This window comes from Pseudomonas nitroreducens, from assembly GCF_014204515.1.
Classification (GTDB): Bacteria; Pseudomonadota; Gammaproteobacteria; order Pseudomonadales; family Pseudomonadaceae; genus Pseudomonas; species Pseudomonas nitritireducens_A.
The window spans coordinates 39,514-58,646 of sequence record NZ_JACHLI010000026.1; the positions used below are offsets into that span (position 1 = coordinate 39,514).

The window sequence follows — 19,133 nt, forward strand, 5'->3', positions numbered from 1 at the left end:
GATGGATCGTTTGCGTGGGTAAACGGTTTGTCAGGCCTCGGCGCGCGCGCGGCGCACTTCCCAGGCCATGCGCAGCGAGGCGCCGATATCGAAGAACGGGCTGGGCGGCAGGTAGCCGGGGCTGGCCTGGGCCAGCACATCGGCCAGCAGCGGCGAACTGCCGCCCGTGGCCATTTCCACCAGCAGGCGACCCCACAGGGTGCCGCGCGCCACGCCCGAACCGTTGCAGCCGGCCACGGCGTGCAGGCCCTGGTCGACGCGGGCGAAGTACGGCTCGCCGGAGCGCGTGCCGCTGAGGTGACCGGTCCAGCTGTAGGCGATGTCGGCCTCGACCAGGCCGGGGAAGCGCTTCTGCAGGCCGGCGAGATGGCGCTGCCGGCGCTCGGCCAGGGCGGCGTTGTCGAGGTCGCGGTGGCGGTATTCGACGGTGTTGCGGATCAGCAGCCGGCGCCCCGGCAGCAGGCGCACGGTGCCGCCGCCGGGCAGGGGAGCGAGCACACCCCACTGGCGCTCGCCGAACAGGCTCTGCCAGCGCGGCTCGTCCAGCGGGCGGGTGATGCTGGCACTGAGTTCCAGCGGGAAGGCGCCGCTGTCGCGCAGGCCGGCGCGGGCGATGAAGGCGCCCAGGCAGACCAGTAACTGCGGCGCGTGCACCTCGCCTTGCGCGGTGCGCGCGACCCAGCCCTGGCTGCTGCGGCGCAGGTCGGTCACGCCGCTGTTTTCGAACACGTCCACCGACTCTGGCAGGCGTTCGGCCAGGCCCTTCACGTAGCGAGCCGGTTGCAGCAGGGCGTTGCCGCCCGCGCAATGAATGGCCCGCGCATAGAACTCGCTGCCCAGGCGCTGCTGCAGCGCCGAGCCTTCGTAATAGCGCGTGCTGGCGCCAACCGCTGCCAGGGTGGCGAGGATGCCGTCGACGTCGCCCAGGTGCTCGGCGCGGTGCGCGGCGAAGTGGTAGCCGTTTTCGTACAGCTCGCAGTCGATGTCCAGTTCGGCGATGCGCTGGCGGACTTCCTGCGCTGCCGCAACGCCGATGCGCGAAGCCACCTGGTAGGCGGCATGGCCGGGCTGGCCGAGACGTTCGGCAGGCGCCGGCAGCTCATGGGCGACGACGAAGCCGGAGTTGCGTGCCGAGGCGCCCTGGGCGATGCGCTGGCGCTCCAGCAGCACCACGCGCTGCTCGGGGAAACGCGCCGCCAGCGTGTGGGCGGCGGACAGCCCGGTGATGCCGCCGCCGATGATCAGCCAGTCGGCCTTCCGGGTATCGCTCAGTGTCGGCCGTGCGGGCAACTCGCCCGCCAGGGCGATCCAGCCACAGTGATTGTTCATTGCCCGGCACTCCTTCAGAATCCATGCGCCGGATGTATCCAGGGGGATTTCCCCGTTGGCGCGTCATGGCCAGAATCTACGGGGAGTTGAGCGCGATCAGCCAACGCTCATTTTTCATCCTTCCATTCCCATCTCGCATAGATGGCCGCACAGATGGCGCATGGGTCGCTGCATCGATCAGTGCGTAGTTGGCTGTATCGCCCAGCGCCCGGAGACCCGCATGGACACACTGCTTCGCGTTCCCTCCCTGCAGGCCTTGCAGGCCCTGGTCCAGGTGGCCGAGGCCGGCAGCTTCACCGCTGCCGCGCGCCAGTTGCACCTGACCCAGAGCGCCATCAGCCGCCAGGTACAGCAACTGGAGGAGTACTACCGGGTGCCGCTGTTCGACCGTACCAGCCGCAAGGTGGCGCTGACCGATGCCGGCCGCGAGGTCTATGGGGTGGCCGAAGGCATGCTGCAGCAACTGTTGCGCCTGGAGGAACGCCTGGCCCCGGCTTCGGCGGAGCGGCCGTTCCGTATCCGCATCTTCGTCTCGTTGGCGGTACGCTGGCTGCTGCCCCGGCTGAGCTCGTTCTACACCGAGCACCCGGAGCTGTGCCTGTCCATCGAGACGGTGGGCGGCGAGGTGGTGGACGATGGCGGCGACTGCGATGCCTACGTGCTCTACCTGCCCAGCGGTAGCGACCCGCAGGACCGTGCACTGACAGCGCTGTACGACGAATACCTGATCCCGGTGTGCGCCCCGCGCCTGAACGATGGCCAGGAGCCGCCGCGCTCGCTGGACGAGTTGGCCCGCCATGCGCTGATCCACTCATCCACCGGCCGCCTGGAGTGGCCGCAATGGCTGCGTGCCCAGGGCGACCCGCCGCCGACGCAGTTCAAGCACATCCTCTTCAATCTCGACGACCTGGCGCTCGACGCCGCCACCCGAGGCATGGGCGTGGCCATGACCGACCGCATGCTGGCCCACGACGCCCTGCAGCGCGGCGACCTCATCGTGCCCTTCGGCGAAGCGCTGAAGACCGGCGGCCGCTACGCCCTCTGGCTGCGCGACAGCGGCGCCGCGCACCCGGCCTGCCAGGCGGTGCTGGACTGGTTCGAGCTGCAGCGCAACAGCCTCGATTTCTGAGCCTGCACAGGCTCAGTGGGAGGAGACGAACTGCGCTGCCTCCTGCGCTGGCGGCACCGCGAAGTGCTCGCGCATGCGCCGCGCCTCGGCCAGCGGCGAGCGGCCGAATAGGCGCTTGAACTCGCGGTTGAACTGCGAGGCGCTGGCGTAGCCCACCGCCAGGCTGGCGGCCTGGGCGCTCATGCCCTGGCGGGCGATCAGCAGGCGCGCCTGGTGCAGGCGGATGCACTTCACGTACTGCATGGGCGAGGTCTGGGTGATGGCCTTGAAGTGGCTGTGGAAGGACGGCGCGCTCATCCCGGCGATGGCGGCCAGCTGCGGCAGGTCCAGCGCTTGCGCGTAGGCGCTGTGGATGTGGCGCAGCGCGCGGGCGATATTGCCGAAGCGCCCGCGCATGGCCAGCGCCGCGCGCATGGCGCTGCCCTGGGCGCCGGTGAGCACGCGGAAGTACAGCTCGCGCAGCAGGCCCGGCGCGAGGATCGCCGACTCCAGCGGATCGCCCAGCGCTTCGAGCAGGCGCAGCACGGCTTGCGTCACCGGCGCGTCCAGCGGACTGGACATCAGGCTCTGCGCCGCTTCCTCGGGAGCGGAAGCAGGGCTGCGCAGCTGGTCGAGCTGCAGCATCAGCTCGGCGGCCAGTTGAAAGTCCAGGTGCAGGTAGATCGCCAGCAGCGGCTGCTCGGGCGTGGCGTCGGTTTCCATGGTGAAGGGCACCGGCACGGCCACCGCCAGGTACTGCTGCTCGTCGTAGACGTAGACCTGCTCGCCGAAGTAGCCGCGCTTGCGGCCCTGGCAGACGATCACGATGCCCGGATCGTAGAGCACCGGGGTGCGCGTCAGCGGCCGGTTCGAGCGCAGCAGGCGTACGCCGGGCAGGGCGGTGAGGTTGTAGCCCTCCTGCGGTGCCTGGGCGGCGAGCAGGGCGATCAGGCGCTCCTGCTCGGGCGTACGTGGCGTGGGGCTTTCGGCAGGTTGCTGGGTCGTGTTCATAGAATCAGGCAATAAAGTCAGCGGATCAGGTCTCTGAAGGCGCGCTTGCGATGAGTATTGTGCACCCATTCCCGACGCAATGGAGTCATCGACATGTCCTCAGGCAAGACCCTTCTGATCACCGGTGCCAGCAGCGGCTTCGGTCGCGCCCTGGCCGAGCAGGCGCTGGCCGCCGGCCACCGGGTGGTCGGCACCGTGCGCAGCGAACAGGCCCGCGCCGAGCTGGAGCAATTGGCGCCGGGGCGCATCTTTGCGCGCCTGCTCGACGTCACCGACCTGGCGGCCATCGACCCGCTGGTGGCGGCCATCGAAGCGGACATCGGCGCCATCGACGTGCTGGTCAACAGCGCCGGCTACGGCCACGAAGGCATCCTCGAAGAGTCGCCGCTGGAGGAGATGCGCCGGCAGTTCGAGGTCAACGTGTTCGGCGCGGTGGCGATGATCCGCGCAGTGCTGCCGTTCATGCGCCAGCGGCGCCGCGGGCACATCCTCAACATCACTTCCATGGGCGGCTACATCACCATGCCCGGCATCGCCTACTACTGCGGCAGCAAGTTCGCCCTGGAGGGGATTTCCGAAACCCTGGGCAAGGAGGTGGCCGGCCTGGGCATCGCCGTGACGGCGGTGGCGCCGGGGTCATTCCGCACCGACTGGGCGGGGCGCTCCATGGTGCGCAGCGCGCGCTGCATCGCCGACTACGACGCGCTGTTCGACCCGGTGCGCCAGGCGCGCCAGGAGAAGAGCGGCAAGCAGCTGGGCGACCCGCAGAAAGCCGCCCAGGCGATGTTGGTGGCCATCGACGCCGAGCGGACGCCCAGCCACCTGCTGCTGGGCAGCGATGCGGTGGGCCTGGTGCGGCAGAAGCTCGCCGCGCTGGAAGAGGAGATCACCCGCTGGGAAGCCCTGAGCCTCTCCACCGACGGCTGAATCCGCGCGGCTGGATCAGCGCTCTTCGGGGCGCAGGGTGAGGACCTCGAAGCCCTTGGCGGTAACGGCGACGGTGTGCTCGAACTGCGCCGAGAGCTGGCCGTCGAGGGTGACCACGGTCCATTCGTCCTTCAGGGTCTTCACCCCCGAATGGCCCTGGTTGAGCATCGGCTCGATGGTGAACACCATGCCCTCGCGTAGCACCTGGCCGGTCCGCGGGCGGCCGAAGTGCAGCACCTGCGGCTCTTCGTGCATCTCGCGGCCGATGCCGTGGCCGCAGTAGTCCTCGACCACGCTGTAGCCGTGCTGGCGGGCGTGCCGCTCGATGGCGTGGCCGACATCGCCCAGGCGCGCGCCGGGCTTCACTGCGCGGATGCCTTTCCACATCGCTTCATAGGTGATCTCCACCAGGCGTTTCGCCGCCGGGGCGACGTTGCCGATCAGGTAGGTCTTGCTCGAATCGGCGATGAAGCCGTTCTTCTCCAGGGTGATGTCGAAGTTGACGATGTCGCCGTCTTCCAGGCGCTCGGTCGGCGACGGCACGCCGTGGCAGACCACCTGGTTGCGCGAGGAATTGAGCACGTAGGCGAAGCCGTACTGGCCCTTGCTGGCGGGGCGCGAGGCAAGTTCGTCGACTATGTAGCGCTCCACCGCATCGTTCACTGCCAGGGTGCTCATGCCTTGCAGCGGCAACTGGTCGACGAAGCCGAAGACCTTCGCCAGCAGGCGCCCGGATTCCGCCATCAGGGCCAGCTCGGCCGGGGTCTTGATCACTTCGCCGCTCCGGCCAGGGGATAGCTGACCCCGGCTTCCTGCAGTTCGCGGGCGACTATCTGGTTGAAGCTCAGGGTCGGATTCAGCTCGCAGGCCATGCCGATCCTGATCCAGAACGCCGCCTGGGCGTTGACCGAGCGGCAGCTGACCGAGCTGGCGCGGCGCAGCTGGTCGTGCAGTTCGTCATCGAGGTTGATGATGCCCATGGTGAGTTTCCTATATGAACCATTACAAAACGTATATGGATCATAAGCAAAGCGACTCGGCGATGCAAAACCCGCCGCCGATGCACTGGGGTATGATCGACCCCTGGCCGGAACTCAAGAGTTTTGTGCCAATCACTCTGAATCGGCCGGAACCCCGCCATGCTCAACATCCCCCTGCACAGCGTCGACGCCACGCCCAGGCCGGTGCTGGCCATTGCCAGCGACTATCCGCTGGGCAAGCTGCTGAGCGCCCATGCTCACCGGCGGGCGCAGTTCCTCTACGGCATGAGCGGGCTGATGGAAGTCGAAACCGAGGACGGCGCCTGGGTGATTCCGCCCTACAGCGGCGTGTGGATTCCACCGGGCAAGCGCCATCGCGTGCTGATGCGCGGGGTGAGCACGCGCAGCCTGTACATCGAGCCGGATGTGCCGGTGCGCGATAGTGCGCTGTGCGAGGCGGTGGTGGTGTCGCCGCTGCTGCACCAGTTGCTGCTGGCCAGCGCGGCGGTGCCGGCGCTGTATGACGAGCAGGGCCGCGACGGCGACCTGGTGCGCCTGCTGCTCCTCGAGCTGCGCAGTGCGCCGAGCCTGCCGCTGTTCGCGCCGTTCCCGCGGGATGCACGGCTGGCCGAGTTGTGCCGCGAGTTCATGCGCGAGCCGGGCATCGGCGTGCTGGAAGACGACTGGGCGGCGCTGCTGAGTTGCAGCGCGCGGACCTTCCGCCGGCTGTTCCGTCAGCAGACCGGGCTATCCTTCGGCGCCTGGCGCCAGCAGGCCTGCCTGCTCGCCGCGGTCACCCGCCTGGCCGCCGGCACGCCGGTGACGCGGGTGGCGCTGGAGCTGGGCTATGACAGCCCCAGCGCGTTTTCCAGCATGTTCCGCCGTTGCCTGGGCAGCGCGCCGAGCGCCTACCTGCGCGCGCTGAACGTCGCCGAGGAGGGCGCGGCCTAGCCCTGCCAGCCGCCGGCCTCAGCGCCTGACCTTCGGCTTCGGCCGGCCCTGGACACATTTGAAGCGCGGGTTGGACTTGCAGATCACGTAGACCCGGCCACGGCGCCGCACCACCTGGCAATCGCGGTGGCGCAGCTTGGCGGTCTTCAGCGAGGCGAGGACTTTCATCAGGCGCCCTTGTTGCCGGCAAACCCGGCGAAGCGCTTGTTGAAGCCGGCCACGCGGCCCTCGGACTTGGTCTTGCGCTGCTCGCCGGTGTAGACCGGGTGCGAGGCGCTGGAGACGTCCAGGGTCATGTAGGGGTAGGTCTGGCCATCGCTGTGGGTGTAGGTCTTGTCCGTGTCCACGGTGGAGCGGATCAGGAAGAACGCATCGGCGGTGGTGTCGTGGAAGAGCACCAGGCGGTAGTCGGGATGGATACCGGGTTTCATGGGGAATCTCCTTTCTGTGATGTAATAATATTACATTGTCTTTCGCAGAAAGACGAGATTCATTCGCAACAGTGCCGATCAATGGTCGGCGTGTCGCTCTCCCCGAGGCCGGCTGGTCAGCGCTCCAGCCCCAGTCGCTGGTGCCACTGCGCGATGGACTCCTGCGGGTAGCCGTCGAACTGCAGATCGTGCGGGCCGGCCTGCACCTCGACCCATTCCGCCTTCGAATCCAGCAGCAGGTGGGTGTGCTCCGGCGGCACCGGCAACGGCGTGTCGATGGCCGAGGCGAAGGGGTGGACCAGCTCCGGCCATTGCGCGTCGTACAGCCACAGGCCGCTGCCGCAGAGGCTGCAGAAATGCCGCTCGGCGCCGCTGGTGCGGGTGCGCTGCCCGGCCTCGCGCAGCTTGGCGTGGTAGATGCTGATGTGCTTGCGCCCGCGCACCTTGAGGCTGGCGGCATCGCCGCCGAGGTTGATGGCGTAGCCACCGCCGCCCTGGGTCTTGCGGCAGATCGAGCAGTAGCAGCGCTGGTAGGGGTAGGGATGGGCGCTGTGCAGGCTGAAGTGCACGGCGCCGCAGTGGCAGGAACCTTCGAGCAGCATGGGGGTTCTCCCGGACGGTTGTCTGGCAGTTGACCGTAGCGCACGCCGGGGATTCAGCTGCGCTGACGTTCGTCACTGAAGGGAGAGAGGTCTGCCGGTGGAGCAATACAGTTTGCTTGGGAAAGGCGCCGCCGCTTCTACCGGAGCGGCGGTGTTTTTCAGTCAGCGATGTTTCGGGCGCTGTCGGGAATACCGTGCAAGTTCTTACCCTCACCCCAGCCCTCTCCCTCAGGGAGAGGGGGCAGATCGTGCCGGCTGACGATGAGTTTTTATCCTGCACCGAACGGCACCCTCTCCCGCGTGCGGGAGAGGGTGCGGGTGGGGGTAAAGACCAGTGACAGGCCTCAGCGCGCCGCCCAGGCGTTGAAGCGCTGCTGCAGTTGCTCGCCGTGGTCGGCCCAGAAGCTGGCGTCCATCGCCAGCTGCTTGCTCAGGTTTTCCGGCGCGCTGGGCAGGTCGCGGGCCTGGGCCGGGGCGATCTCGGCGGCGGCGGCGAGGTTCACCGGGCCGTAGGCGATGTGGTCGGAATAGGCCTTCTGCTGCTGGGTCTGCAGGGCGAACTCGATGAACTTGCGGCCTTCGGCGGCGTTCTTCGCGCCCTTGGGAATGGCGTAGGTCTCGATGTCGTAGATGCCACCGTCCCACACCACCTTCAGGTTGCTCTCGTTCTGCACGGCGGCAATGCGGCCGTTGTACACCGCGCTCATCACCACGTCACCGGACATCAGGTACTGCGGCGGCTGCGCGCCGGCCTCCCACCACTGGATGTACGGCTTGATCTCGTCGAGCTTGCGGAACGCGCGGTCCTGGCCTTCCTGGGTGGCGAGCAGGGTATAGATGTCCTTGTATGGCACGCCGTCGGCCATCAGCGCGTACTCCAGGGTGTACATCGGGCTCTTGCGCAGGCCGCGCTTGCCCGGGTACTTCTTCACGTCCCAGAAGTCGGCCCAGCCGGTGGGCGCGACCTTCAGCTTGTCGGCGTTGTAGGCCAGCACCGTGGACCAGACGAAGATGCCGGCGCCGCAGGGCTGGATCGCGCCCTTGACCACCTTGGGCGTCATCGCGGCGATGGCCGGGTCGCTGCCGATCTCCTCCAGCAGACCTTCGTCACAGGCGCGGGCCAGTTCGGGCATCTCCAGCTCGACCACGTCCCAGGTGACGCTGCCGGTGTCGACCTGGATCTTCACCTTGGCCATCTCGCCGTTGAACTCGTCGGCGATGATCTTGCTGCCGGTCTGGGCGCTGTAGGGTTCGTAGTAGGCCTTCTGCTGCGCGGCCTTGTTGGCACCACCCTGGGAGGCGACAGTGATGTCGGCCAGGGCGAGGCCGGATGTGGCAATGAGGGGAAGGCAGAGGGAAAAGGCGAGGGCGGTATTCAGAGGCTTTGGCATTGTTATGGGCTCCGATGGGTCGTCAGGAGGCCGCCACGGCATGGCGGCCGAGCGCGGGATCTGGCTGGGCTCGAGGACCAGTGTCGGCGCCGCTGCGGCGCGGTGACATCAGACGGATTTACAAATCGCCTGGATATGGTTCATACCTTTGTACGTAGTGCTGTCGGCAGAGGCTGTGGTTTGCTCCGCCGACACCTCGTTCTTCCGTCTTTGCCCGCGAGCCCGCCCATGCCCATTTCCATCCAGGACATTCTCGACGACCCCGCACTGGTCACCCGTCTGGTCAGCGGCGCCCAGCACGCCCAGCGGCGCCTGCGCTGGGCGCATGTCTGCGAGCTGCCCGACCCGGCGCAGTGGCTGGGCGAGGGCGAGCTGCTGATGACCACCGGGATGGGCATTCCGGCGGGCGCAGAGCCCCAGCGTGATTACGTCGAGCGCCTGGCCGCCGCCCGTGTCGCCGGGCTGATGCTGGGCGAGAACATGCAGGCGCCACGGGACATCGACGCCCTGCTGGCCACCGCCCAGCGCCTGGATTTCCCCTTGCTGCTGATCCACAAGTCGGTGCCGTTCTCGGCGGTGGCGCGGGCGATCATCGACACCAGCAAGCAGGAGGAACTGGAGCGCCGCAGCGCCGTCACGCGCATTTACGAGAGCGCGCGCATGGGCCTGCGCCACAACGGCCTGGAGTTTCTCCTGGAGCGGCTGGCGGCAGACCTGCGCACGCAGCTCTACCTGTTCGACGCGCAGAGCCTGGAACCCTGGCAGCCGGCCCTGGCGTCGTTGCCGGCCCACTGGCGCGAACGCCTGGGCCGGCGCAGCAGCACGGCGACCACGGTGACCCGGCATGCCACCGAGGAGGGCGACGCGCTGTCCATGGCGCTGCCGTCGATCCCGGCGTGCAAGGTCCTGGCTTGCGGCGGCCTGCTCGACTACGGGCTGCTGCACCATGTCACCGCGGTACTGGGCATCGAGCTGGAGCGCCAGCAGGTCGAACAGGAGCGCGTGCTGCGCCAGGGTGGCGAGCTGCTCGACGACCTGCTGCAGCAGCGCCTCAGCGAAAGGCCTGCCCACGAGCGGTTGAGCGCCATGGGCTATGCGGTGGGCAAGGCGGTGTTCGCCATTGCCCGTGGCCTGGCGCAATTGCCCGAGCGCTGGAGCCAGCGTCTGCAGTTGCAGGGCGTGGCGACCTTGGCACGAGCCCAGGGCGAGGAGTTGATCCTGCTGCTGGCGAATGTTGAATCGGCGCCGGCGGTGCAGCAGGTGCTGGGTTGCCCGCTGGGGTTGTCCGATCCGCTGGGGCATGCGGGGCGCACCAGCGAGGCCCTGCGCGAGGCGCGCCTGGCCCTGGCGCACACCTCGGCGAGCCGTCCGCTGGCGCATTACGCGCGCGCCGCTGGCGAACTGCTGTGGCTGCCTTCCAGCCTGGAAGAGGCGCTACTGGTGCATCGCCGTGCGCTGGGTGCCCTGGCCGACTACGACGGCGAACACAGCGCCCAGCTGCAGCAGACCCTGCAGGTATTCCTGGAACAGAACCGCTCGTGGCAGAAGACCGCCGAGCGGCTCAGCGTGCACCGGCAGACCCTGGTCTATCGCATCCGCCGCATCGAGGAGATCACCGGCCTGTCGCTGGACTCCACCGAGGACGTCGCCGTCCTCTGGATCGCCCTGCGCGCCGCGCAGATCGCCGGGTTGGGCAACGACCTCAGGGAATGATCACGAAGCTCTTGCGCAGGGTTTCGCGGATGTCCCAGGTGCCCTGGCAGTTTTCCGGGAAAAGGATGGCGTCGCCGGCGCGCAGCTCGATCGGCTCGCCGCCATCGGGGAGGAAGAAGCCGTGGCCGCTGATGAAGTGGCTGAACTCGCGCTGCAGGATCTGCCGGCGGAAACGCCCCGGCGAACACTCCCACACGCCGGTGAGCAGCCCACCCTGACCCTCGGCGGCATGGGTCGCCGCCTCGGCGATGGGGGTGCCGACCGGCTCCTTGGCGGGCACGGCGGCGGGCAGGGCGAAGCGGGCGGTGTCGGGCAGGTGGATCGGCTGGTTCATGGCGGTCTCCTTGCGCACTCAGGCGCTCTTGTCTTCCAGGCCCACGGGGGCGAATTTGGCCAGTCGCAGATCGATCCACGATGGCTTGCGGTTCTGCGCTTCGGCCTGCTCCTTGCGCTGCACGGCGCCGCGCACCATCAGGCCGCCGACGTAACGCACCGGCTCGGGCGGAAAGCGCTTGGGCTGGCGGCCGACCAGACCGCAGCGGCTCCACTCGTCATTGCGCCCCAGCACCAGGCTGGCGAGAATGCGCCCGCCCAGGCGGGTCGGACCGACGCCGTTGCCGCTCCAGCCGATGCCGTAGAAGATGTGCGGCGCGCCGTCGAGGTGGCCGAACACCGGCATGCTGTCGTAGGTGCGATCGATCGGGCCGCACCAGGCGTGGGTGATGGCTTCGTCGGCGAGGTTGGGGTAGGTGCGGCGGAAGTCCTGCTCGGTTTCCTCGGTCAGGCGCGGGTTGTCGTCGAAGCTGTCGTCGATCCGGCTGGCGTAGTTGATCATCCCGGTGCCCTTGCCGAAGGCAATGCGACCGTCCTTCGTGGTGCGGTAGAAGTCGACCATCAGCTGTGAGTCGGTGATGGATTCGCCGCCGGTCCAGCCGATCTGCTCCAGGCGCTCGGGCATCGGCCGGGTGGCGACTATGGTGCTGGTGACCGGCAAAACCATGCGGCTCAATTCCGGAACCTGCGCGGCCCAGGCGTTGGTGGCGAGCACCACGCGCGGCGCGGTGACCGAACCGTAAGGCGTGCGCAGCACAGCCGGCTGGCTGCGCTGGATGTCGTCCACCTGGGTGTTCTCGAAGATGCGCACGCCCTTCTCCAGGGCGACCCGGCGCAGACCACGGGCGAGGCGGGCGGGCTGCACGGTGGCGTTGCTGTCCTCGATCACCCCTTCCAGGTGCTGGCGCGAGCCGGCGCGGCGTTCCACCTCGTTGTCCGGCAGGCTGCGGAAGACGTTGGCGCCCAGGCTTTCACAGGTGCGCTGCACGCCTTTCCAGGAGCCGCGCTGGGCGGCGGTGGTGGCGGTCCACAGCCAGCCTCCACGACGGAAGTGCGCGTCGATGCCGTGCTCCTCGCAGAACTGGCCGATCTCGGCGATGTTCGCCTCCGAGGCGCGGGCCAGGCGCAACGCTTCCTCCTGGCCGCACTGCTCCACCAGCGAACTGATCTTCGGCCACCAGGACATCACGAAGCCGCCGTTGCGCCCCGAGGCGCCGCCGCCGCAGATGTCCCGCTCGAGGATCACGATGCGGCACTTGGGATCCAGCTCCAGCAGGCGCAGAGCCGTCCACAGGCCTACGAAGCCGCCGCCGATGATGGCGACGTCGGCCTCGAGATGTTCCCGCAGCGGTTCGGTGGGGGTGAGTTCGTCGGCGATTTCCTGGAGCCAGAGGGAGCGCTTCATGGTGGGGGTCCATGGGGTTGTTGTTTGACGCTACTGTGGCCGGGAATGGAGTCCATCCCTATCGTGCATTCCTAAGGATTACGCTGGGGTTGTTCATACAAACATACGAATGCTCCGGGTGGTCTTGCACGGCGCGCATTGCTTCCGTCAGCATGCCGGCTGCCCACCTTCCGCTTCGTTTCCAGCCAAGAGCCCTGCCATGCGCCGCCTGCCTTCGCTCACCGCCCTGCGCACCTTCGAATCCGCCGCGCGGCACGCGCATTTCGGCCGCGCTGCCGCTGAGCTGTGCGTCACCGACAGCGCGGTGAGCCACCAGATTCGCCAGTTGGAGGAACAACTGGGGGCGACATTGTTCGAGCGCCGGGGCCGCCAGGTGCAGCCGACCGCCCAGGCGCGGCGTCTGCTGCGCAGCTTGCAGCAGGCCTTCGAGCTGATCGGCAGCGCCTGCGACGAGCTGCGCGATCCGGGGTCCCAGGCGCAGCTGCACATCGCGGTGACCGTGGAGCTGGCGCAGAAGTGGTTGGTGGGGCGGCTGGCAGATTTCGCCGAACGCTACCCGGAGATCGTCCTGCACCTGCACGAGCAGCCGCTGGAGGCGCCGGGGCCGGCCGCCGAGATGGACCTGGCGATCACCTACGGCACCGGCCCGGCCGACGCCAGCACCTACTTCGTGCGGCCGCTGCCGACCCTGCAGTTCTTCCCGGTGTGCAGCCCCGGCCTGTTCAACCAGTCGCCGCTCAAGCACCCGCGCGACCTGGCCCGTCACTGCCTGCTGCACGATGATCAGGACGGCAAGTCCTGGACCGCCTGGCTGACCACCCACGCCAGCGACATCCGCCCCAGCCGCCACGTCTACCTCGGCCACGCCGGGCTGACCATGGAAGCGGCGGTGCGCGGCCAGGGCGTGGCCATCGGCGACAACCTCACCAGCGCCGAGGACCTGGCCAGCGGCCGCCTGGTGCGCCCGTTCGCTGCGCAGATCACCTCTCTGGGGCAGTACGCGCTGGTCTGCGAACGCCTGCGCCTGGACAAGCCGGCGGTGGCGCAGTTCATCGAGTGGGTAACGGATCAGCTCAACGACCTGTAAGTCGGGTGAAGCGGCTTTTGTAGGAGCGAGCTTGCTCGCGAACCGGCTTGATGCAGGAGTCGCCGGAAGGATCTGTTCGCGAGCAAGCTCGCTCCTACAGGTGAACGTCGGGCACATCCAGGTGTGGAATGTGGCGGCGGCGAGGTTGGCGATCCTTGCGTAGGAGCGGACTCTGTCCGCGATGCTCTCCGGCGTGAAGCGTGGCCGATCGCGGACGGAGTCCGCTCCTACGTTGCATGGAATCTCATTGATCGGGGGTTGATCGATGAATCCTATTCAGCTATTCCGCGAAATTCATCAGTGGTTTCCTCCGCTGTGGGGCGGCAACCTTGCGCTCATTCCCGCCTGAATACGCCCTGAATACGGAGAGCCACCGATGTCCCGCACCCACTCGACTATGCCCAAGGCCGATGGCTTCCGCCTGCCCGGCGAATTCGAACCCAAGGCCCGCTGCTGGCTGGGCTGGCCCGAGCGCAGCGATGTCTGGCGCAACGGTGGCAAGCCGGCGCAGAAGGTCTGGGTCGAGGTGGTCAGCGCCATTGCCAGCAGCGAACCGGTGACCGTCTGCGCCTCCGCCGCGCAATACGCCAACGCCCGGCGCATGCTTCCCGACAACGTGCGCGTGGTGGAGATGACCTGCAACGACACCTGGTTCCGCGACAGCGGGCCAGCCTTCCTGGTCAACGACGAGAGCGGCGAGATGCGTGGCGTGGACTTCCAGTTCAACGCCTATGGCGGCCTCGACGGCGGCCTGTACTACCCCTGGGACAAGGACGACCAGATCGCGCAGAAGATTCTGGAGATCGAGGGCTTCGACCGCTACCGCGCGTCCATCATTGCCGAGATGGGCAGCATCCGCAGCGACGGCCAGGGCACCCTGCTGACCACCGAGCAGTGCCTGCTCAATCGCAACCGCAATGCCCACCTGGGCAAGGAGGAAGTCACCCGCCGCCTGTGCGATTACCTGGGCGCCGAGCACGTGATCTGGCTGCCGCGCGGCTGCAAGTTCGACGAGACCGACGGCCACGTCGACGACCTGGCCTGCTTCGTCCGCCCCGGCGTGGTGGTGATGCAGTGGACCGATGATCGCAACGACCCGCAGTGGGAAATCTACCAGGAGGCCTACGACGTCCTGCGCAACGCCCGCGATGCCCGTGGCAATGCGCTGCAGGTGCACAAGCTGCCGCAGCCGCTGGTGCTCGAATGGAGCGCCGCCGAAGCCGAAGGGCTGGACCAGGTGGACGGCAGTTTCGACCGCCAGGAAGGCACGAAAATCTGCGCGTCCTACATCAATTTCTATACCGGCAACTCGGCCATCGTCATGCCGTTCTTCGACGATCCCAACGACCGCATCGCCCAGGGCGTGCTGGCCGAACTGTTCCCGGACAAGCGGGTGATCGGCATCGACAACTCGCGGGAAATCCTCCTCGGTGGCGGCAACATCGGCTGCATCACCATGCCGCAATACGCTGCGCCCTCGCGCGCTCGCTGAGCGGGCCCGCAGGCTTAGGCGCGGGGCCGCCGGTGCAGTAGACTGCCAGCCCCGCCCGGCGCCGGAAGCCCGTCATGCTCAGGAATTTCACCGATCTGGATCTGCGCCTGCTGCGCATCTTCGCCTGCGTGGTGAAGTGCGGCGGCTTCACCGCGGCGCAGGCAGAGCTGAACATGAGCCAGTCGAACATCAGCATGCACATCGGCAGCCTGGAGAAGCGCCTGGGCTACCGGCTGTGCGAGCGCGGCAAGGGCGGCTTCCGCCTGACCGCCAAGGGCCAGCGCATCCTCGAAGCCTCCCAGGCGATGTTCGATGCCATCGGCCTGTTCCGCGACCAGGCCCAGGCGCTTTCCGGCAGGTTGGTGGGCGAGTTGTACCTGGGCCTCGCGGACAACGTCACGACCCTGCCGCAGGCGCGCTTCGACGAGACCCTGGCGGCCTTCCACGGCCGCGAGCAGGACGTGCAGCTGAACCTCTACGTGAACTCGCCGACCGAGCTGGAACTGGCGGTGATCGATGGCCAGCTGGACCTGGCCATCTCCTACTTCAGCCGCACCCGGCCGACCCTGGAGTACCTGCCGCTGTACACCGAGGAGATCGGCGTGTTCTGCGGCGAGCGCCATCCGCTGTTCAGCGCGCGCAAGCCGACGCTCAAGCAGATCGCCGAATACAACTGGGTGCGCCACGGATTCCTGCCGGCGGACCAGGAGCTGCCGTTCCGCCCCGAACGCAGCAGCGCCACCGCGCATCACATGGAGGCGGTGGCGCATTCGGTACTGGCCGGCACGCACCTGGGCTACCTGCCGACCCACTACGCGAACATCTGGGTCGAGCGCGGGCGGATGAAGCCGCTGCTACCGCAGAAGCTCTGCTACGAGGTGACCCACAGCCTGATCACCTACGCCGGGCGGCCCCGCAGCGAGGCCGCCCGCGCCTTCATCGAAGACCTGCTGAGCGTGCACGGCCTGCACGGTTGAGTGCTCAGGCAAGGATGCCGTTGATGGCGTTGAGGTAGATGCGCGAGTAGTCCTCGGCCGCCAGCGGCAGGGCGTTGGTCTCGGAGGAGGAAATGTCCGCCACCGCCTGTTCGCCGACCCACTGCGCGTCCGTGCCGTCCAGGCCCAGTTCCTTGAGCGTGTGGGGAATGCCCACCGCGGCGCGCAGCTCCAGCACCCAGCCGAGCAGACCGTCGAAACTCGCTTCCGGCAGCTCCAGGTAACGCGCCAGACGGGTGGCGTCGGCCTCGATGGCCGAGCGGTTGGCCACCAGCAGGTAGGGCAGCAGCACCGCGTTGAGCAGGCCGTGGTGCTTGTGGTGCTTGGCGCCCAGCGGGTGGGCGAGGGCGTGCACACCGCCCAGGCCTTTCTGGAAGGCCACCGCGGCGCTGGCCGAGGCAATCAGCATGCCTTCGCGGGCGGCGAGGTCGCTGCCGTTGTGCACCGCGCGCTGCAGGTGCTCCTTCACCAGGCGCACGCCTTCGATGGCGACGCCGGCCGACATGGGGTGGTAGAGCGGCGAGAACAGCGATTCCAGGTGGTGGGTCAGGGCGTCCATGCCGGTGGCGGCGGTGAGGCCCTTGGGCAGGCCGACGGTCAGCGCCGGGTCGAGGATCACCGAACGGGCCAGCAGTTCGCGGTGGCCGACGACGATCTTGATGCCGCGCGCGGTATCGGTCAGCACCGCTTCGCGGCCCAGCTCGGAGCCGGTGCCGGCGGTGGTGGGAATGGCGATCAGCGGCGGCAGGTCGAGGGCCGGGTGATCGCCCAGGGTCGGGTAGCGCTCGATCAGCTGCGACCATTCGAAGTTTTGCAGGCCATCGGCGTCGCGGCTGAGCAGGGCGATACCCTTGGCCGCGTCCAGCGCACTGCCGCCGCCCAGGGCGATCAGCGAGTCGTGGCCGCCTTCGGCCAGGGCCTGGGCGCCGGTGGTGACTTCTTCCAGCGCGGGATTGCTGGAGAAACCGTGGAACAGCGCGTAGTCGATGCCGGCCGCTTCCAGGCGCTGGCGCACCTCGTGCAGCGGCGGCAGTTCGAGCATGCCGGGGTCGGTGACCAGCAGCGGCTTGCGCATGCCGGCCAGGCGGCAGCGCTCGGCCAGCTGGTCGAGGGCGCCGACGCCGCAGAGGATTTCCGTGGGGTAGTTCCAGTAGTTCAGGGTGGACATGGGCAGCTCCGGATTTCAGGCATGACCTGCCCGTGCCGGCTATTCAGGAAGCCAGCGGCGGGAAGGCGGAAAAGGTGGGCGCCGGTCTGGACCGGCGCCGATGATTCAGCCGACAGCGCGGCCGGCGAAGCTCAGGCTGGTGGCGATACGGCGGTGCGGCTTGGCGATGAACAGGTAGGCCAGGCCGAACAGGGCGAGCACGGAGAACACCACGATCACCGCCCACACCTGGAACCAGGGCGCGCCGGGCGGAGCGAGCATTTCCCGCGGCCAGGCCACGTTGATCGCCTCGAACACCAGCCAGACTACGGCGATGACGTTGACCAGCAGGCCCTTGCGGCCGAGCTTCAGCGCGCCCTTGTCCGGATCCCAGCGGCCGGTCAGGCGGGCATACAGCGCGCTGGCGGCAACGATCAGGAAGACGAAGAAGAAGCCGCCACTGCCGAAGGCGATCAGCGTGCCGACCGCCGTGGCGTTCAGCCCCAGCGCCAGGCCCAGGCTGGCCAGCAGGGTGCTGCAGACCATCGCGGCCATCGGCACCTTGCGCTTGTCCACCCGGCGCAGCAGGGCGGAGCCGGGGAGGATGCGGTCGCGGGCCATGCCGAAGATGGCGCGGCCGATGTAGGTCTGCACCGAGACCACGCAGGCGACGAAGGCCACCAGCACGATGGCCACGAACGGCCGCTCGGCCCAGGCGCCGAAGGCGTCCACCACCGCCGGGGTCACCGGGTCGATGATCTGCCCGCTGACCACGGCGGCCGGGTCCTTGTACGACAGGGTGACGGCGAAGGCGGTGAGCATCACCGTCAGCCCGACCACCAGCATCGAGCGCAGGATGGCGCGCGGCGTGGAGACGCGGGCGTCGGTGGTTTCCTCGGATATCTGCGAGCAGGCGTCGAAGCCGAGGAAGGCCCAGCCACCCACCGCCAGCGCGGTGAGGAAGCCGCTCCAGTAACTGCCGCCGGAGACTTCCAGGGCATTGAGGCTGCTGAACAGCATCTCGAAGGAGTGGTTGCGGAAGAACAGCAGCAACAGCACGCCGATGCCGATGGAGGCGATGGCCTCGGCGAAGATGCCGGCGTTGACGAAGTACTTCAGCGGGTTGATGCCCAGCAGGTTCACCCCCAGCCCCAGGGCCAGCAGCGCGGCGCCGCAGAGCACCTGGGCATTGGCCGATGGCGGCTCGCCGGTCACCAGCAGGCCGAGCCAGAAGCCGCCCAGGTAGGCGACGGTGGTCAGCGAGGCCAGGGCGGAGGCTAGGTAAAGGAAGCCGGTGAACCAGGCGGCGCGGTCACCGATCAGCCGGCGCACCCACTGGTAGCAGCCGCCGGCCAGGGGGAACTGCGAGGACAGCTCGGCATACACCAGTGCCACGGTCAGTTGCAGCAGCAGGCACAGCGGCACGATCCACACCCAGGACGGCCCGACGCTCATGGCGCCCAGGGACATCACCGAGTAGATGCCGACCACCGGCGAGATGGTGGCGAAGCCGACGGAGAAGGACGACCACAGGTTCAGCCCGCGATCCAGTTCCTGGCGGTAGCCGTGGCTGGCGAGCAGGCTCTCGTCGCCTTGTGTGGTGCTCTGGAGGTCAGACATGCCGGCCTCCGGTGTTCAGGGACAGGATACTTTGCGAACAGGGGAATACACGGCCAGGCATGACGGGGCGAAGGCGCATGGGAGATCCTCGGGGCAGTTGGAGTTGTTATCGAGAACCCGCGTCTCTTTAGGACGGCTGAGTAGCTGGCGCTGTCGGTGCAGCGCGGAGCCAGGGTAGGCCGCCGCCGCATCAGGGAAAATTCATAGTTGATTGGGCTGACATCAGTGCGGGCTGATGTTTGTGAGCGGATTGCCAGAGTACGGCGTCTTTTCGCAGGAGCGGATTCTATCCGCGATCCGGCCGGCAGATCGGTGTTCTGTCTCGACGCTTGTCCCGGCTGCGCCGGGATTTCGCGGAGGAACTCCGCTCCTACGGGGCCGAGGGAGCCAATTGCGGGAGAGGCAAGGATACCGGTAGGGACCGGGAGCGGTATCCGACATCCCGGCGGATAACGCCCGAGGCGTTATGCGCCCTACGCTGCTGAGCCAGGGCCGGGGGAGAGGGCCGCCATTCGCGCAGGAGTTTCCCTGGTAGGAGCGGATTCCATCCGCGATCCGGCCGGCAGGCCGGTGTTCTGTGTCGACCACCGTCCCGGCTGCGCCGGGATTTC

Annotated in this window: 19 protein-coding genes; 7 read left to right on the forward strand and 12 right to left on the reverse strand. The window is 68.0% G+C overall.

The features are described from left to right. Positions 1-30: 30 nt before the first annotated feature. Complete coding sequence (locus HNP46_RS25655) at positions 31-1,329, reverse strand: NAD(P)/FAD-dependent oxidoreductase (RefSeq protein WP_184594631.1); 1,299 nt, start codon at positions 1,327-1,329, stop codon at positions 31-33. Positions 1,330-1,549: 220 nt separating this feature from the next. Here HNP46_RS25655 and HNP46_RS25660 point away from each other — a divergent pair, with 220 nt between their 5' ends. Then, complete coding sequence (locus tag HNP46_RS25660) at positions 1,550-2,458, forward strand: LysR substrate-binding domain-containing protein (protein ID WP_184594633.1); 909 nt, start codon at positions 1,550-1,552, stop codon at positions 2,456-2,458. Positions 2,459-2,470: 12 nt separating this feature from the next. Here the strand turns inward: HNP46_RS25660 and HNP46_RS25665 are convergent, their stop codons facing one another. Further along, complete coding sequence (locus HNP46_RS25665; protein WP_184594635.1) at positions 2,471-3,448, reverse strand: AraC family transcriptional regulator; 978 nt, start codon at positions 3,446-3,448, stop codon at positions 2,471-2,473. 93 nt (positions 3,449-3,541) lie between these two features. Here HNP46_RS25665 and HNP46_RS25670 point away from each other — a divergent pair, with 93 nt between their 5' ends. Next, the gene (locus tag HNP46_RS25670; protein ID WP_184594637.1) at positions 3,542-4,375 is read left to right on the forward strand and encodes an oxidoreductase; all 834 of its coding nucleotides are present in this window, start codon (positions 3,542-3,544) and stop codon (positions 4,373-4,375) included. A gap of 15 nt (positions 4,376-4,390) precedes the next feature. Here the strand turns inward: HNP46_RS25670 and map are convergent, their stop codons facing one another. Next, positions 4,391-5,149 (reverse strand): type I methionyl aminopeptidase, encoded by a 759-nt coding sequence (map, locus tag HNP46_RS25675; protein ID WP_184594639.1) that lies wholly within the window; start codon positions 5,147-5,149, stop codon positions 4,391-4,393. Next, complete coding sequence (locus HNP46_RS25680) at positions 5,146-5,355, reverse strand: ParD-like family protein (RefSeq protein ID WP_184594641.1); 210 nt, start codon at positions 5,353-5,355, stop codon at positions 5,146-5,148. Before HNP46_RS25680 ends, map begins: the two co-directional genes overlap by 4 nt. 159 nt (positions 5,356-5,514) lie before the next feature. Here HNP46_RS25680 and HNP46_RS25685 point away from each other — a divergent pair, with 159 nt between their 5' ends. Further along, positions 5,515-6,306, forward strand: coding sequence for an AraC family transcriptional regulator (locus HNP46_RS25685; protein WP_184594643.1), 792 nt, complete (start codon positions 5,515-5,517; stop codon positions 6,304-6,306). A gap of 18 nt (positions 6,307-6,324) precedes the next feature. Here the strand turns inward: HNP46_RS25685 and ykgO are convergent, their stop codons facing one another. The 4 genes from ykgO to HNP46_RS25705 form a co-directional block, all read right to left on the reverse strand. Then, positions 6,325-6,474: a type B 50S ribosomal protein L36 gene (gene ykgO, locus HNP46_RS25690; RefSeq protein WP_184594645.1), complete on the reverse strand. Its 150-nt coding sequence runs from the start codon at positions 6,472-6,474 to the stop codon at positions 6,325-6,327. Then, positions 6,474-6,737, reverse strand: coding sequence for a type B 50S ribosomal protein L31 (locus HNP46_RS25695; RefSeq protein ID WP_184594647.1), 264 nt, complete (start codon positions 6,735-6,737; stop codon positions 6,474-6,476). Before HNP46_RS25695 ends, ykgO begins: the two co-directional genes overlap by 1 nt. Positions 6,738-6,853: 116 nt before the next feature. Further along, on the reverse strand, positions 6,854-7,339 hold the full coding sequence (locus HNP46_RS25700) for a GFA family protein (RefSeq protein ID WP_184594649.1): 486 nt from the start codon (positions 7,337-7,339) through the stop codon (positions 6,854-6,856). A 344-nt stretch (positions 7,340-7,683) separates the two neighbouring features. Beyond that, positions 7,684-8,730, reverse strand: a complete 1,047-nt coding sequence (locus HNP46_RS25705; RefSeq protein WP_184594651.1) for an ABC transporter substrate-binding protein — start codon at positions 8,728-8,730, stop codon at positions 7,684-7,686. 228 nt (positions 8,731-8,958) lie between these two features. Here HNP46_RS25705 and HNP46_RS25710 point away from each other — a divergent pair, with 228 nt between their 5' ends. After that, on the forward strand, positions 8,959-10,443 hold the full coding sequence (locus tag HNP46_RS25710; protein ID WP_184594654.1) for a PucR family transcriptional regulator: 1,485 nt from the start codon (positions 8,959-8,961) through the stop codon (positions 10,441-10,443). Here HNP46_RS25710 and HNP46_RS25715 read toward each other — a convergent pair. Both HNP46_RS25715 and HNP46_RS25720 read right to left on the reverse strand, forming a co-directional pair. Next, positions 10,433-10,777, reverse strand: coding sequence for a cupin domain-containing protein (locus tag HNP46_RS25715; RefSeq protein ID WP_184594656.1), 345 nt, complete (start codon positions 10,775-10,777; stop codon positions 10,433-10,435). The genes HNP46_RS25710 and HNP46_RS25715 overlap by 11 nt on opposite strands. 18 nt (positions 10,778-10,795) lie before the next feature. Next, positions 10,796-12,181: an NAD(P)/FAD-dependent oxidoreductase gene (locus HNP46_RS25720; protein ID WP_184594659.1), complete on the reverse strand. Its 1,386-nt coding sequence runs from the start codon at positions 12,179-12,181 to the stop codon at positions 10,796-10,798. 199 nt (positions 12,182-12,380) lie between these two features. On the opposite strand from HNP46_RS25720, the gene HNP46_RS25725 reads away from it, so the two are divergent. The 3 genes from HNP46_RS25725 (at position 12,381) to HNP46_RS25735 (ending at position 15,737) form a co-directional block, all read left to right on the forward strand. Continuing rightward, on the forward strand, positions 12,381-13,268 hold the full coding sequence (locus HNP46_RS25725; protein WP_184594661.1) for a LysR substrate-binding domain-containing protein: 888 nt from the start codon (positions 12,381-12,383) through the stop codon (positions 13,266-13,268). Positions 13,269-13,644: 376 nt separating this feature from the next. After that, positions 13,645-14,760, forward strand: a complete 1,116-nt coding sequence (gene aguA / locus HNP46_RS25730; RefSeq protein WP_184594663.1) for an agmatine deiminase — start codon at positions 13,645-13,647, stop codon at positions 14,758-14,760. Between the two features lie 74 nt (positions 14,761-14,834). Continuing rightward, on the forward strand, positions 14,835-15,737 hold the full coding sequence (locus HNP46_RS25735) for a LysR family transcriptional regulator (protein WP_184594665.1): 903 nt from the start codon (positions 14,835-14,837) through the stop codon (positions 15,735-15,737). Positions 15,738-15,741: 4 nt separating this feature from the next. Here HNP46_RS25735 and HNP46_RS25740 read toward each other — a convergent pair whose 3' ends face one another. Together HNP46_RS25740 and HNP46_RS25745 are read right to left on the reverse strand one after the other, a co-directional pair. Beyond that, positions 15,742-16,923 carry an iron-containing alcohol dehydrogenase gene (locus HNP46_RS25740; protein ID WP_184594668.1) on the reverse strand — a complete coding sequence of 394 codons (1,182 nt, stop codon included), beginning with the start codon at positions 16,921-16,923 and terminating at the stop codon, positions 15,742-15,744. A gap of 105 nt (positions 16,924-17,028) precedes the next feature. Then, positions 17,029-18,522, reverse strand: a complete 1,494-nt coding sequence (locus HNP46_RS25745) for an APC family permease (protein ID WP_184594670.1) — start codon at positions 18,520-18,522, stop codon at positions 17,029-17,031. Between the last annotated feature and the right edge of the window lie 611 nt (positions 18,523-19,133).